The 13710-nt window shown below is 35.0% G+C and carries 15 protein-coding genes; 6 read left to right on the top strand and 9 right to left on the bottom strand.

Features of this window, described 5'->3' with window-relative positions:
• Entirely contained in the window at nt 1–348 is a 348-nt protein-coding gene (locus OXQ85_RS15775) for a DUF1801 domain-containing protein (RefSeq protein WP_267405702.1), read from the top strand.
• 358 nt (nt 349–706) lie between these two features.
• Here the strand turns inward: OXQ85_RS15775 and OXQ85_RS15780 are convergent, their stop codons facing one another.
• The 5 genes from OXQ85_RS15780 to rsfS form a co-directional block, all read right to left on the bottom strand.
• On the bottom strand, nt 707–1363 hold the full coding sequence (locus OXQ85_RS15780; protein ID WP_267405703.1) for a phosphatidylserine decarboxylase family protein: 657 nt from the start codon (nt 1361–1363) through the stop codon (nt 707–709).
• A complete protein-coding gene (locus OXQ85_RS15785; protein WP_267405704.1) occupies nt 1363–2235 on the bottom strand; it encodes a phosphatidate cytidylyltransferase in 873 nt (290 codons plus the stop codon). The genes OXQ85_RS15780 and OXQ85_RS15785 overlap by 1 nt, the downstream gene beginning before the upstream one ends.
• 25 nt (nt 2236–2260) lie before the next feature.
• Nucleotides 2261–2842 carry an LUD domain-containing protein gene (locus OXQ85_RS15790; RefSeq protein WP_267405705.1) on the bottom strand — a complete coding sequence of 194 codons (582 nt, stop codon included), beginning with the start codon at nt 2840–2842 and terminating at the stop codon, nt 2261–2263.
• Nucleotides 2843–2980: 138 nt separating this feature from the next.
• The gene (ftsH, locus tag OXQ85_RS15795; protein WP_267405708.1) at nt 2981–4996 is read right to left on the bottom strand and encodes an ATP-dependent zinc metalloprotease FtsH; all 2016 of its coding nucleotides are present in this window, start codon (nt 4994–4996) and stop codon (nt 2981–2983) included.
• A gap of 15 nt (nt 4997–5011) precedes the next feature.
• Entirely contained in the window at nt 5012–5377 is a 366-nt protein-coding gene (rsfS, locus tag OXQ85_RS15800; protein ID WP_267405710.1) for a ribosome silencing factor, read from the bottom strand.
• A gap of 86 nt (nt 5378–5463) precedes the next feature.
• Here rsfS and OXQ85_RS15805 point away from each other — a divergent pair, with 86 nt between their 5' ends.
• Complete coding sequence (locus OXQ85_RS15805) at nt 5464–6180, top strand: biotin--[acetyl-CoA-carboxylase] ligase (RefSeq protein WP_267405711.1); 717 nt, start codon at nt 5464–5466, stop codon at nt 6178–6180.
• Here OXQ85_RS15805 and OXQ85_RS15810 read toward each other — a convergent pair.
• The 4 genes from OXQ85_RS15810 to OXQ85_RS15825 all read right to left on the bottom strand — a co-directional run bounded on the left by OXQ85_RS15810 (nt 6174) and on the right by OXQ85_RS15825 (nt 9602).
• Complete coding sequence (locus tag OXQ85_RS15810) at nt 6174–7286, bottom strand: LptF/LptG family permease (RefSeq protein WP_267405714.1); 1113 nt, start codon at nt 7284–7286, stop codon at nt 6174–6176. The two genes, OXQ85_RS15805 and OXQ85_RS15810, sit on opposite strands and share 7 nt — an antisense overlap.
• A gap of 92 nt (nt 7287–7378) precedes the next feature.
• On the bottom strand, nt 7379–8512 hold the full coding sequence (gene tgt, locus OXQ85_RS15815) for a tRNA guanosine(34) transglycosylase Tgt (protein ID WP_267405716.1): 1134 nt from the start codon (nt 8510–8512) through the stop codon (nt 7379–7381).
• A 5-nt stretch (nt 8513–8517) separates the two neighbouring features.
• Nucleotides 8518–8889, bottom strand: coding sequence for a DUF4296 domain-containing protein (locus tag OXQ85_RS15820; RefSeq protein ID WP_267405718.1), 372 nt, complete (start codon nt 8887–8889; stop codon nt 8518–8520).
• On the bottom strand, nt 8886–9602 hold the full coding sequence (locus OXQ85_RS15825; RefSeq protein ID WP_267405720.1) for a polyprenol monophosphomannose synthase: 717 nt from the start codon (nt 9600–9602) through the stop codon (nt 8886–8888). Before OXQ85_RS15825 ends, OXQ85_RS15820 begins: the two co-directional genes overlap by 4 nt.
• Before the next feature lie 174 nt (nt 9603–9776).
• Between OXQ85_RS15825 and OXQ85_RS15830 the strand changes: the two genes are divergently transcribed.
• The 4 genes from OXQ85_RS15830 to OXQ85_RS15845 all read left to right on the top strand — a co-directional run bounded on the left by OXQ85_RS15830 (nt 9777) and on the right by OXQ85_RS15845 (nt 13656).
• Nucleotides 9777–10346, top strand: coding sequence for a DUF4271 domain-containing protein (locus OXQ85_RS15830; RefSeq protein WP_267405721.1), 570 nt, complete (start codon nt 9777–9779; stop codon nt 10344–10346).
• A 12-nt stretch (nt 10347–10358) separates the two neighbouring features.
• Nucleotides 10359–11099 carry a uroporphyrinogen-III synthase gene (locus OXQ85_RS15835; RefSeq protein ID WP_267405735.1) on the top strand — a complete coding sequence of 247 codons (741 nt, stop codon included), beginning with the start codon at nt 10359–10361 and terminating at the stop codon, nt 11097–11099.
• Between the two features lie 162 nt (nt 11100–11261).
• Nucleotides 11262–13313 (top strand): S9 family peptidase, encoded by a 2052-nt coding sequence (locus tag OXQ85_RS15840; RefSeq protein ID WP_267405724.1) that lies wholly within the window; start codon nt 11262–11264, stop codon nt 13311–13313.
• Nucleotides 13306–13656, top strand: a complete 351-nt coding sequence (locus OXQ85_RS15845) for a hypothetical protein (RefSeq protein ID WP_267405726.1) — start codon at nt 13306–13308, stop codon at nt 13654–13656. Before OXQ85_RS15840 ends, OXQ85_RS15845 begins: the two co-directional genes overlap by 8 nt.
• Nucleotides 13657–13710 lie beyond the last annotated feature (54 nt).

Genomic DNA, 13710 nt, shown 5'->3' on the forward strand with positions numbered 1-13710 from the left:
ATGAACCCAATACAAGAGTATTTCTACAGAATCGAAGAGCCTGATAGAAGTACTCTTCTTTTTTTACGCAAAAAGATCCTGGAATCTGATACGGAACATATTACCGAAACATTGAGTTTTGGATTACCTTTTTTCAAGTATAAAAAGAAAATGCTTTGCTATCTCTATTACAGCAAAAAGCATAAACAACATTATATCAGTTTTTACCACGGCGATCGGCTAGATCACCCTTTACTACTTCAGGAAGGCAGAAAGAAGTTTAAAATCCTTTTAATTGATATGCAAGAGGATTTGCCAATAGAATTGGTTTTAGACCTTATAAAAGAGGTTAAAACGTTTATTAAATAATCAACTTCATCATTTCTTAGGTGATTACAAACAATCTTGTTTTGCTTCACAGAAGTACTCCGAAGATCTCCCGCAACTTGTTTGAAACAAAATACGAACTCCGGAGATGACAAACAACCTTGTTTTTAACATTTGGAGAAAGTATTTTATTACAAACGTGGTTGTTTTAAATGATCGGAGAACTTATTTTGTTACAACCATTCTTATCTTAATTGACTTTCTTTTTAATTAAATTAAAATATACTTTAAACAAAGGCTTTATTCAACAAAATCAATAATTAACCTTTTGTATCAATTATAACTGCATAAAAAAAGAGCAAACTTAGTTTACTCTTTTCCTGAAATATTTAAAATATTTTTAATTCTCTTTTAATTTCGCGATCACATCCAGACCACCTTTGGTAATGTCTCCGATCTTACAGATAATTTCTGTGTCTAAAGGCAAAAATACGTCCATTCTCGAACCGAATTTAATAAAACCGAACTCGTGTCCCGCTTTTGCTTTATCACCTTCATTACAATAGAAAACAATTCTTCTCGCCACGTATCCTGCAATCTGTCTGAAAACCACTTTATGATTGGTTAAACTCTGAACAGCAACCGTTGTTCTTTCGTTTTCAGTAGACGATTTTTCGTGCCAAGCAACCAAATATTTTCCTGGGTGGTACTTTTTGTAAATTACCTCTCCGGAAACGGGATATCTACAAATATGCACGTTTAATGGCGACATAAAGATAGAAACCTGAATGGCTTTTCCTTTGATGAATTCATCTTCGTCTACCTCTTTTATCATGACCACTTTTCCGTCTACAGGTGCAATCACGTTTTCTCTGTGCTCCAGAATATCACGATTCGGAACTCGGAAGAACCAAAATACCAAACTGTAAACCACCAACAACGGCATGATGATCAGCAACGACCACATTTTAAGGAAATAAATAGCTAAAGCACCCAATATTACAAAAAGGATGGTGGCTACGGTAATCGTACCTTTCGATTCTTTATGCAGTTTCATTAAATAAATTTTTCTAAAATAAAGTACAAATATACGACAGGCGCGCAGATTAAAAAACTATCCAGCCTATCTAATACGCCGCCATGCCCAGGAATGATGTTTCCGCTGTCTTTTACGGCGAAATTTCTTTTCAGTTGGCTTTCCACCAAATCTCCTAATGGTGCAAAAGCTGCTACCAAGAAACCAACAACCATCCAGTTTCCGCGAAGATCCTGCTGATATTTTTCAATGAAATAAGATAATATTAAAGTTAACACCACTCCACCGATATACCCTTCCCAAGTTTTTTTAGGTGAAATTTTCGGAGCCATTTTATGCTTTCCAAAAAACTTTCCTACCAAATAAGCAAAGGTATCGCTGCTCCAGATCAATATAAAGAGGAACAGCACTTCTAAGGTGAAAGTATCTTCATATGTAGAATACTTCGGCAATCCCAATGCAAAACTAAAAGGAAGTGCCACATAAATAACAGTGAATATTAATTTTCCGCTATCGAAGTATAATTCGTTTGGATATTTAAATAAAGTAACTGCTGCGATTAAAATTAAAAGCAAAGCCAGAATTTCACTCAGTCTAAAATCAAAGAAAAAATCGTGATGGAAATATCTTTTTGAAAAGATATAAAATATAAAGCCGATCAACGGGAAAACAACCCATTTTTCGTAGCCGTTTCCGAATTTCATAATCTTTACACACTCCCAAGAACCGACAGCCATTAAAAGTGTTATTAAACCATAAAACAAATATTGCTGTTTAACAAGATCCGGAGAAATACTGTTGATGAGTTGTGCTCCCAACGGAGTAGTACAAAGAATGATAAATGCAACGTAGATAAGTCCGGAAAGGGTTCTTTGAATAAGATTTTTGTCCAAAATTTAAAATTTAGAAAGTTGATGCTTAATCTTCAAGCAACAATAAAAATAGTTTTGTATTACCTGTGGATACGGTATCCATCTTCGACTGGCTTCCGCTGATGGAAGTAAGATTCTTAATATTTCCGTTTCGCTTTATTTTGCTCATGGCATCGTTCAGATTGCTCACGATTTGCGAAACATTAGCGATAATGATAATTTTTTCTGGCAGTCTTGAAGAATGATAATGTAGAATATTATTATGCGAAAGCATGATTCTACCATCATAAGCGATAAGGTATTCACACGAGATGAACGCCGCATCATTTGACGACTGCAATTCTGAAGTGTAAGAAGTCTTCACAACATTCAAAAAGTTCTGAAGATCCTTATCCCAACAGAAGAGATTTCTCATTCCTTCTATTTTGATGATCTGGTTTAAAGTCTGTAGAGCTTCCGCCTCATCCGCACAATAATTAAAAAATCCTCCCGAATGCGTAAATAATTGCGCAAACTTATAGTCGAGATCCGCATTTTTCAGCGAGTCCCCTAGCTTTTCCAGGCTCTGTTTATCCTCTTCCTCAGGCTGGTTGGTCAGTTTGCTTACAATCCTCTTGAATAAATTCAACTTAATTTATTTTTAGTCAACTTTATACAAAAATAAAGAATTAATTACAATACAGTCCAAAAATCTCCCTTTAAATATGAAAAAACCTGACAATTTAGCTATTGTCAGGTTTTATATGGTTTAATTTCTTTATAAAAATTACTGTTGAGTTGGGCTTTCAGGCGCCTGAATTTCGCTATCCTCTACTTTATCTTTTATAATAATTTCTTCTGTTGGTTCCTTTGTATCAGGAATAGTATTGGTAACCGGTTTCTCTGTTAATTCAGGATCCCAAGCTCTTTTTCCAAATATTTCTTCCAAATCTTCACGGAAAATAACTTCTTTTTCTAAAAGTTTATTCGCCAAGGCATCAAGCTTATCTTTATTCTCAGTTAAAATCTGAATTGCTCTGTCATACTGATCGCTTACAAATTGTTTGATCTCAGCATCAATAAGCTCAGCCGTTTTTTCAGAATATGGTTTTGAGAAAGAATAATCTGCCTGACCAGAGCTGTCATAGTAAGAAACATGTCCTACTTTTTCGCTCAATCCGTAGATCGTAACCATTGAATTTGCCTGTTTGAAAGCTCTTTCAAGGTCATTCTGTGCTCCTGTAGAATAGTTACCTAATGCTACCTGCTCTGCCGCTCTACCTCCTAAAAGAGAACACATTTCGTCTAATAACTGTTCTGTTGTAGTGATTTGTCTTTCCTCAGGTAAGTACCATGCAGCTCCTAGAGAACGACCTCTTGGTACGATAGTTACCTTCAATAGCGGAGAAGCATGCTCTGTAAGCCAAGAAACTGTTGCGTGTCCTGCCTCGTGGTATGCAATTCTTTTCTTTTCAGAAGGTTTGATAGCTTTATTTTTCTTCTCAAGACCACCGATGATTCTGTCTACAGCATCAAGGAAATCTTGTTTCACTACAAATTCATGACTGTTTCTAGCTGCAATAAGTGCCGCTTCGTTACATAGATTAGCAATATCTGCACCACTGAAACCAGGAGTTTGTTTTGCAAGGAAATCTCTGTCTACGCTGTCATCAAGCTTGATTTTCTTTAAGTGAACATCAAGAATCTGTCTTCTTTCGTGTAATTCCGGAAGGTCTACATAAATGGAACGGTCAAAACGTCCTGCTCTCATCAAAGCTTTATCTAAGATATCTGCTCTGTTGGTTGCTGCCATTACAATTACGTTGGTATCTGTTCCGAAACCATCCATTTCTGTAAGAAGCTGGTTCAATGTATTTTCTCTTTCGTCGTTTCCGCCAGAGAAATTGTTTTTACCTCTTGCACGTCCAATTGCATCAATCTCATCAATAAAGATAATTGCAGGAGATTTAGCTTTAGCCTGAGCAAAAAGATCTCTAACTCTTGAAGCACCTACCCCAACAAACATTTCTACGAAATCTGAACCTGAAAGTGAGAAGAATGGAACTTTAGCTTCACCCGCTACCGCTTTCGCCAATAACGTTTTACCTGTTCCTGGAGGCCCTACCAAAAGTACACCTTTAGGAATTTTACCTCCCAGTTTTGTATATTTTTCTGAGTTTTTCAAGAAATCTACCACTTCCTGAACCTCTTCTTTAGCACCTTCCAAACCTGCAACATCCTTAAATGTTACCTGAATTCTTTCTTTTTCGTCGAAAAGTTTAGCCTTAGATTTTCCGATAGAGAAGATTTGTCCGCCAGGACCTCCTCCACCGCCCATCTTTCTGAAAAGAAGGAAATAGAAAATTCCTAAAATTGCAATCCAGATGAATGCTGAAACCAAAATATCCATGAAAGGGCTTTTCCCCGCACCATAATCTTTGGTTGTTTTAATAACAGGATTCGTTGCCTTTATCTGATCAAATTTTTGAAGGAAAAGCTGAAGATCTCCGTATTTTACAGTGTAATCTGCTTTTGGAGTTACGGCAAATGCTGAAAACGGATCATTTTCTTTGGCTTTTTTGTTCACCATTTCCGTTTTAGCAGCTTGAGTTAAAAAAACATCAGCCTTTTCAGTGTCTTTATATATTAAAATGTTCTGAACTTTCCCGGCTTGCATGACTTTGAAAAACTCGTCCTCGTCTATAGATTTTGCACTGCTATCACCGAAAAAATTCGGGATAAAAAATAGCAAAAGAGCTATGATCGCAATCGGAAAAAACCAGTTAAATCCTTTATTGTTCATTGATACTTTTTATAATTATACATTTTCTATTCTTGTGATTTCTGCATCTCCCCAAAGTTCTTCAATATCATAATATTCACGAGTTTCTTTTTGGAAAATATGCACCACCACAGAAACGTAATCTACCAGAACCCACATAGAATTCTCAGTTCCTTCTACGTGCCAAGGTCTGTCTTTAAGATCGTTTCTTACTTTTTTCTCAACGTTACCTGCTAATGCAGACACCTGAGTGTTTGAGTTTCCGCTACAAATTACGAATGTTTCCGCTACAGAATTTTCAATTTTTGAAAGATCAAAAATCATAATATCTTCCCCTTTTACATCTTGGATTGCCTCAACAATTTTATCTATTAGCGCTTGCTTTTCTGCTGTTTTGTTCATTAAAATATCTATAATCTGCAAATTTATTGTTTTTTCTTTACTTTAGCCTTATTTTTAACCCTTTAAAAGTCTTAAAGTTTTCTTAAATGCCCCATTTATTCTATTTAAAAGAGTGTTCTTCTACTAATGACGAAATATCTAAGTTTTTACTTTATGAAAATTCAGATTTTATCGGTTTACATACTTTCAACCAAACAAAAGGTCGCGGACAATATGGAAATACCTGGTCTTTCAATGCTGAAAAAAATTTAGCGTATACGTTAGCGGCAAAAATCGAGAATTTTACGTGCTCTGATTTTATGTTCAATTATTATACCGCAATTGTGATAAGGGATTTCCTTGCCAATTTGACTGATAATGACGTGAAAATAAAGTGGCCAAATGATATTATCCTTAAAAATAAAAAAATCGTCGGAATTTTAATAGAAAAGAAAAAAATAAATCAAAATAATTATTTCATCATTGGAGCAGGCTTTAATATTCTTCAGGAAAAATTTGAGGAAGTTTCTAACGCTGGTTCGCTTTTAACCCAAACAGGAATCGAATTTGACTTAAATGAAACCACTGAAAAGCTTCAGAATTATTTGGTTGAAAAACTACAAAATATTCCCTCTGATGAAGAAATCATGAAACTTTTTAATCAACATTTATTCAGAAAAGATCAGGTTTCCGTCTTTGAATTAGACAAAAAGCGACAAAATGGCATCATAAAACATGCTGACGAAAAAGGAGAACTTTGGATTGATTTGGAAAATGATGGTTTACAGTCTTTTTATCACAAAGAAATAAAACTTCTTTACTGATTGGCTCTCTTCAAATATAAAACAAGCGCAATCGGGAAGAAAATCATATTGGGCAACCACATCGCCGTTAATGGAGTTAAACTTTTATTCTCGGAAACAACTTTTAATGCTTCAAAAGAAAATACAAAAACGAAAGCCAAAGAAATACCTACCGCAAGGTTAATCCCCAGCCCGCCACGCTTCTTCTGAGATGCTAATGAAAGGGCTAAAAACGTAAGAATAACAATTGAAACAGGCATTGAAGTTCTTTGATGAAGCTCGTTCAGGTAAGAATTCAGGTTACCGTTTCCTTTATTTTTTTCGCGTTCGATGAATTTTATAAGTTCAGGAGTCGTTTTATTTTGTCCCAACAATTCATTCGGAAATAATTCTTCCGGCGCGTGACCATAACTTTTTCTTAACTCATAGTTATTCGCCAGCTTTTGAGAATCATCTTTATTGATCGTTTTTTCCGTGTAATTATTTAAAATAAATTGTTTTTTAGCCTGATCCCAAGAAACCTCCGATGCTTTTAATTCATAAAGCAATCTTCTGTCTTTATCAAACTTTTGGAAAACGAAACCCGTTCCTCTTCGCTCTTTTTTATTCCATGAGTTTACGAAAATATATTCCGTTTTACTTAACTGAGCAGAAGCCGGCGCGGTTCCTAAAATTTTCTCTTTATTGGTTGAGTTATAGGTATATGCTTCGAGTGCGTTTTTTTTGATATTCGCCCACGGCAAAACCATATGATTGACAGTAAGAGAAATCAGTGCAATAAAAACCGAAGTAATTAAGTAAGGTCTCGCAAACCTGTGAAAACTTGCTCCGGAACTGATAATCGCGACAATCTCCGTATTATTTGCCATTCTGGAGGTAAAATAAATCACCGAAATAAAAACCAAAATCGAAAGGAAAGTTACAATAAGATTCAAAATCCAGAACGGATAAAAATGAATCAAAAAGTACATTAAATCCATTTTTGGATCTAATGCTTTTGCATTTTCAATTCTCGGAATTTTTTGCTGAACATCAATCACCAAAACAACAATAGACAGCAATATCAGCATGAAACTGAACGTTCCAAGATACTTTTTAATGATATATTTGTCTACAATCTTTAGCATTGCTGCGTTTTTTTCTTAATTATTACAATAGGATCTGCATCCTATTCTGATGTAAGTCGTCCCTTCGGGACTCCCCAGAACTCTTTATATTTTTAAAGCCTTTGTCTAAGCACAGGAACCACAGAATTTTTCCATTCGTAGAAATCTCCTGCTAAAATATGTTCTCTTGCAACTTTCACCAAATCTAAATAAAAAGCCAGATTATGAATAGAAGCTATTTGTTTCGCCAGATATTCTTTAGAAACAAATAAATGTCTCAAATAAGCTTTCGAATACTCTCTGTCTACGAAACTTGTACCAAATTCGTCGAGCGGCGAAAAATCTTTTTTCCACTTTTCGTTTTTCATGTTCATCACGCCTTGCCAAGTGAAAAGCATTGCATTTCTTGCGTTTCTTGTTGGCATTACACAATCCATCATATCGATTCCCAACCCGATAGATTCCAAAATATTCCACGGTGTTCCTACCCCCATTAAATATCTTGGTTTTTCTTTTGGTAAAATATCGGTTACTTCGTCGGTAATTCTGTACATTTCTTCTTCAGGTTCCCCTACGGAAAGTCCACCAATGGCATTTCCTTCAGCTCCCGCTTCGGAAATAACTTCTGCAGAAATTTTTCTTAAATCTGAATATGTGGAGCCCTGAACAATAGGAAAAAGTCTTTGTTTGTGACCGTAAATTTCAGGATTATTTTCCGTCCATTCGATACATCTTTTCAACCAACGATGCGTAAGTTCCATCGAAGATTTGGCCTGATTGTATTCGCAAGGATAAGGCGTACATTCGTCAAAAGCCATGAAAATATCAGCTCCGATCTGTCTTTGGATTTCCATAGATTTTTCCGGAGAGAACATGTGATAACTTCCGTCGATATGAGATTTGAATCTCGCTCCTTCTTCGGTCATTTTTCGGCTGCTTGCCAATGAAAACACCTGAAAACCTCCTGAATCCGTAAGAATAGGAAGATCCCAATTCATAAATTTATGCAAACCTCCCGCGTCCTGCATGGTTTCCATACCCGGACGAAGGTAAAGGTGATACGTATTACCCAAAATAATCTGGGCTTTTATGTCTTCTTTTAATTCTCTTTGGTGAACTGTTTTTACACTCGCTACAGTTCCTACAGGCATAAAAATAGGCGTTTGAATTTTACCGTGATCTGTGGTAATTTCTCCTGCTCTTGCCTTTCCCTCAGAGGTTTTTTCTATCGTAAAAAACTTTTGCATCATAACTAATTTTCCAAATTCGGTGGATTTACTCCGTTATTCTTGGTTTTATCCTGAATATATTTTTCCGCTTTTGGATCTTTTTTTAATAATAATTTTTGTGCTTCTTCCGTAATTCCTTTCATTTTCTGCTTCAGCACGTAATATTTAAAACTTTCTGTAAAATCTGCCGGTTTTACATTGTATGTTTTCAAAACATATCTCGTTCCGGCTTCCATATTGGTATTCTGAAAATTAATGCTCGCCTGATCGTTGATCGACAAATCTGCCAATATTTCTGCCATTGTATCTTCCTGAACCAGATTTTTAGGCTTATCAATATAATCTGTACATGAAAATACAAACATCAAAACAAAAAGTAAGATCAGTTTTTTCATAATTTATTGATTATTGATTTCCATTTTAAATTCAACACGCCAAACACGGCTTCATGAATAATGCCTCCGTTCATTTTGCTTTCGCCCAAAATTCTGTTGGTAAAGATAATAGGAACTTCTGTAATCTTGAAACCTTTCTTAAAAGCTCGGAATTTCATCTCAATCTGAAAACCATATCCTTTTAATTTCACATTATCCAAGCCTATTTCTTCCAAAACTTTTCTTGAAAAACAGACGAAACCTGCCGTTGTATCATGAATTGGTAATCCCAAAACAAATCTCACATATTTTGAAGCGAAATAGGAAAGTAAAACCCTTCCCATCGGCCAATTCACAACATTTACCCCTTTTGAATAACGTGAACCAATGGCCATATCTGCATTCAGACACGCGTCAAATAATTTCGGCAAATCGTTGGGATTGTGTGAGAAATCGGCATCCATCTCGAAAATATAATCGTATTCGTTTTCAAGAGCCCATTTAAACCCATGAATGTATGCCTTTCCCAAACCATCTTTTATATGCCTGATCGACAGGTGTAAATGATGAGGGAATCTTTTTTGTAAATCTCTCACAACTTCTGCGGTGCCATCCGGAGAAGTATCATCCACAACCAAAACATGAAAGTTTTCTTCCAACGCAAAAACCGCGGAAATAATATTTTCAATATTTTCCTTTTCGTTATAAGTTGGGATAATGACCAGTTTTTTCATTTCAGTTTGCAAAGATAGTTTATTTAACCTTTTTATTTTATACAAAATATTCTATAATTTTGCAAAAAAATTCCTTTGCCGCTATCACAAAACTTCACAAATCATGTAAGAATACCTGAGAACAACGATTGGGTAATCTTTATATTGCTTGGATGCATCTTTTTATTCATTTTTATGATGAATATTGTAGAGCGAGATGCCAACCTGAAAGATTTTCTGCTTCAAAAATATTTTGACGCCAGTAATAATCTTCCCAGTTGGATTATCACTTCGTGTGTAACAGCACTCACCTTGTCTGTTTTAATTTCGCAATACATTCCTGTAGTTCCGAAATTTGTAGCAGATATTCATCCTTTTGGCTACGAGCTGAATAAATTTGGATTTACTTTAACTGCCGTCGTACTTTTTTATTTATTAAAATGCGGTTTAGGCTTTTTATTTTACCAAAGTATTGGCGACGGAAAAAAATGGAGTATTTTTTACTTTACCTCTACAAAATTTTATTTCATCCTGTCTTTTTTGTTGATAATATTATGTGTAGCCCACTATTATTTCCCGATAGACAGAAATGAAATGTTTTTATATTATTTATACTTTACTGCTTTTGTGTTTATTTTTAAGATTTTTTTCTATTTATTTCACAAGAACAAGATCTTACCCGAAAAATGGTATTATAAATTTTTGTATATTTGCACCCTCCAAATTGCACCTCTTATGTTGCTTTGGAAATTATTATTTTTTTAATAAAAGTCAATGATGAGAATAAAGTCTATATTGGTATCACAACCATCGCCTAGCGAGTCGTCTCCATACCTGGAAATAGCGAAGAAGGAAAAAATAAAGATTGATTTCCGTCCTTTCATCCACGTCGAAGGAGTTGACAACAAAGAATTGAGAACACAGAAGATTGATCTTACGCAGTACACAGGTATTATCTTTACCAGTAAAAATGCGATAGACCATTACTTTAGATTAGCAGAAGAATTGCGCTTTGCAGTTCCGGATACTATGAGGTATATCTGCCAGTCGGAAGCGATTGCTAATTATCTTCAGAAGCATATTGTTTACAGAAAAAGAAAGATCAGCTTTGGGGAGAAGAACTTCGCAGATCTGGCTCCACTTTTCAAAAAATTCCCTTCTGAGAAGTACCTTTTACCATCTTCAGACGTGTTGAGTCCGGATATCATAAGAACGTTAGACGCAGCAAATATCGACTGGACAAGAGCGATCATGTACAGAACGGTTTGTAGTGATTTAACAGACATTACTATTAAAGATTACGATATGTTGATCTTCTTCAGTCCACAAGGAATTAAATCTCTACAACAGAATTTCCCGGATTTTACACAGGGAGAAACTAAGATCGGCGTCTTTGGAGCAACCACTTCGGCAGCAGCGGAAGAAGCAGGATTGAAGGTAGATTTAATGGCTCCTACAAAGGAAACTCCGTCTATGACTATGGCTCTTGAAAAATATATTAAAGCTTTACACAAGTAAAATTTAATACGAAAACATATAATAACCGTCTTTTCAACAAAGGAAAGATGGTTTTTTTTTAATTAAATTTGAACAAAATTTAATATTGGCTAAAATGTTCTTAAATTCCGACCAGATTATGTAAAGACATTTTAAAAATATAAAAAGAATCAAAATATTCGAATGAAAGCTCCACAGGCAAAAAAAATAGAAAAAATACTCGAAATACACGGAGATAAAAGAACTGACAATTATTTCTGGCTGAATGAAAGAGAAAACCCTGAAGTAACAAAATATCTAGAAGAAGAAAATGCATACGCAGATTTCGTAATGAAAGATACAGAACAGCTTCAGGAAGATCTTTTCGAGGAAATGAAGGCACGATACAAAAAAGATGATGAATCTCTACCCTATTTCTTTAATGAATATTGGTATATCGTACGCTATGAAGAAGGAAAAGAATACCCTATTTTTTGCAGAAAATATCAAAGTCTGGATAACGAAGAGGAAATTATTCTCGATGTAAATATGTTAGCAGAAGGACACGAATATTTCGAAGTGGGAAGCGTAGCTGTTTCGCCAAACAATCAACTGACTTCATTTTCAACAGATAATGTAAGTCGCAGAATTTACACCATTAATTTTAAGGATTTAAAAACAGGCGAAATTCTTGCTGATAAAATCGAAAACACCACAGGAAAAGCAGTTTGGGCTAATGATAACGAACACATTTTTTACATTAGAAAAGATGAAAGTTTAAGAGCTTTTCAGGTTTACAGACATCAATTGGGAACAGATTCTTCGGAAGATGTTTTAATCTTCCATGAAAAAGACGATACTTTTGATGTAAATGTTTTCAAGACCAAATCGTTAGAATATATTTTCCTTGCAAGTTCGAGTACGATTTCAGACGAGCACAGATTTATCCCTTCAGACAATGTTTTTGCAGAATGGACGATCATTCAGCCAAGAATTGATGATCTGGAATATTCTGTAGAACATTACGAAGATGAGTTTTACATCATCACCAATGCAGACGACGCATTCAATTTTAAAATCGTAAAAGCTAAAATTGATAACTGCAGAATGGAAAATTGGGTAGATGTAATCCCTCATCGCCCGGAAGTTTTGCTGGAAGGTTTCGAGATTTTTAAAAATTATTTGGTTCTTGAAGAAAGAGAAGAAGGCTTGCTTCAGATTAAAATTATTGACGAAAAAACTCAGGAATCTCACTATTTACCTTTTTCAGATCCAACGTATACTGCTTATATTGGGTTAAACCTTGAGTTTGATACGGAAGTTTTACGCTATGGCTATACTTCTTTAACACAGCCAAGCTCTACTTACGAATATAATATGAAAGAAAAAACCACAAAGCTTTTGAAACAACAGGAAGTTTTGGGCGGAAAGTTTTTTGCTGAAAATTATATTTCGGAAAGAATTTGGGCAGACTCAAGAGATGGTGAAGCGAAAGTTCCGATTTCTTTGGTGTATCATAAAGACACAAAAAAATCTGCCGATACTCCTCTACTTTTATATGGTTACGGAAGTTACGGGCATACGGTTGATGCGAGCTTTTCTAATGTGAGACTGTCAATTTTAGATAGAGGATTTATTTATGCAATTGCTCACATTCGAGGTGGTGAATATTTAGGAAGAGAATGGTATGAAGACGGAAAAATGTTGTTTAAGAAAAATACATTCTTCGATTTTATTGATGCCGGAAAATATTTAATTAAAGAAAATTATACTTCTTCAAAACATTTATACGCAATGGGCGGAAGCGCCGGAGGATTGTTGGTTGGAGCGGTGATGAATTACGAGCCTACTTTATTTAATGGGATTGTAGCACAAGTTCCTTTCGTGGATGTAGTTTCAACAATGTTGGATGAAACTATTCCTTTAACAACCGGAGAATACGACGAATGGGGAAATCCGAATGACGAAGAATATTATCATTATATGAAAGAATATTCGCCTTACGATAATGTAGAAGCGAAAGAGTATCCGAATACCTTAATTACAACGGGATTACACGATTCTCAGGTTCAATATTGGGAACCCGCAAAATGGACAGCGAAATTGAGAGAATTGAAAACAGATGATAATATTTTGATTTTCAAAACCGATATGAGTGCAGGACATGGCGGAGCAAGCGGAAGATTTGAATCTCTGAAGGAAGATGCGCTGGAATACGCATTTTTATTAAAATTAGAAGATAGAAAAGATGATTAACGAAGCAGAATACTGGCAAAAAGTACAACAATTTTTCATCGAAAACTTTGATACTGAAAAAGATGCACCGATTGAAACGTATTTGTTTTTAATCGGGCTTCAGGAATTGGGAAGCGGCCAGCAAAAATATACGAAAGACGATAAAGTAAACCTCCTTCATATCGCAGTTTGTAGATTGCTGGAGCCTTTTGGATATTATAAATTTTCACATTATGACAATGATGGATATCCACATTGGGAAGAGCTTGAACCACTCCCGGAATTAAAACCGAATGAACAGCAAATTTTAATGAAAAAAGCGATCATTCAGTATTTTCAGGATGAAGAATTGATTGGAGAATAAATAATTTAAAAATGGAAAGTAAAAACATTACTTTCCATTTTTTTATGTTTTTTA

The sequence above is a fragment of the Chryseobacterium sp. GM_Chr_2 genome (assembly GCF_026540445.1).
Lineage (GTDB): Bacteria > Bacteroidota > Bacteroidia > Flavobacteriales > Weeksellaceae > Chryseobacterium.

Excerpts from the sequence above, each read along its gene's own strand:
- OXQ85_RS15805 (WP_267405711.1), top strand. The coding sequence starts at position 5,464 with ATGCCCCATTTATTCTATTTAAAAGAGTGTTCTTCTACTAATGACGAA.
- tgt (WP_267405716.1), bottom strand. The coding sequence starts at position 8,512 with ATGCAAAAGTTTTTTACGATAGAAAAAACCTCTGAGGGAAAGGCAAGA.
- OXQ85_RS15810 (WP_267405714.1), bottom strand. The coding sequence starts at position 7,286 with ATGCTAAAGATTGTAGACAAATATATCATTAAAAAGTATCTTGGAACG.
- OXQ85_RS15780 (WP_267405703.1), bottom strand. The coding sequence starts at position 1,363 with ATGAAACTGCATAAAGAATCGAAAGGTACGATTACCGTAGCCACCATC.
- ftsH (WP_267405708.1), bottom strand. The coding sequence starts at position 4,996 with ATGAACAATAAAGGATTTAACTGGTTTTTTCCGATTGCGATCATAGCT.
- rsfS (WP_267405710.1), bottom strand. The coding sequence starts at position 5,377 with ATGAACAAAACAGCAGAAAAGCAAGCGCTAATAGATAAAATTGTTGAG.
- OXQ85_RS15845 (WP_267405726.1), top strand. The coding sequence starts at position 13,306 with ATGATTAACGAAGCAGAATACTGGCAAAAAGTACAACAATTTTTCATC.
- OXQ85_RS15840 (WP_267405724.1), top strand. The coding sequence starts at position 11,262 with ATGAAAGCTCCACAGGCAAAAAAAATAGAAAAAATACTCGAAATACAC.
- OXQ85_RS15825 (WP_267405720.1), bottom strand. The coding sequence starts at position 9,602 with ATGAAAAAACTGGTCATTATCCCAACTTATAACGAAAAGGAAAATATT.
- OXQ85_RS15775 (WP_267405702.1), top strand. The coding sequence starts at position 1 with ATGAACCCAATACAAGAGTATTTCTACAGAATCGAAGAGCCTGATAGA.
- OXQ85_RS15830 (WP_267405721.1), top strand. The coding sequence starts at position 9,777 with ATGATGAATATTGTAGAGCGAGATGCCAACCTGAAAGATTTTCTGCTT.
- OXQ85_RS15820 (WP_267405718.1), bottom strand. The coding sequence starts at position 8,889 with ATGAAAAAACTGATCTTACTTTTTGTTTTGATGTTTGTATTTTCATGT.
- OXQ85_RS15835 (WP_267405735.1), top strand. The coding sequence starts at position 10,359 with ATGAGAATAAAGTCTATATTGGTATCACAACCATCGCCTAGCGAGTCG.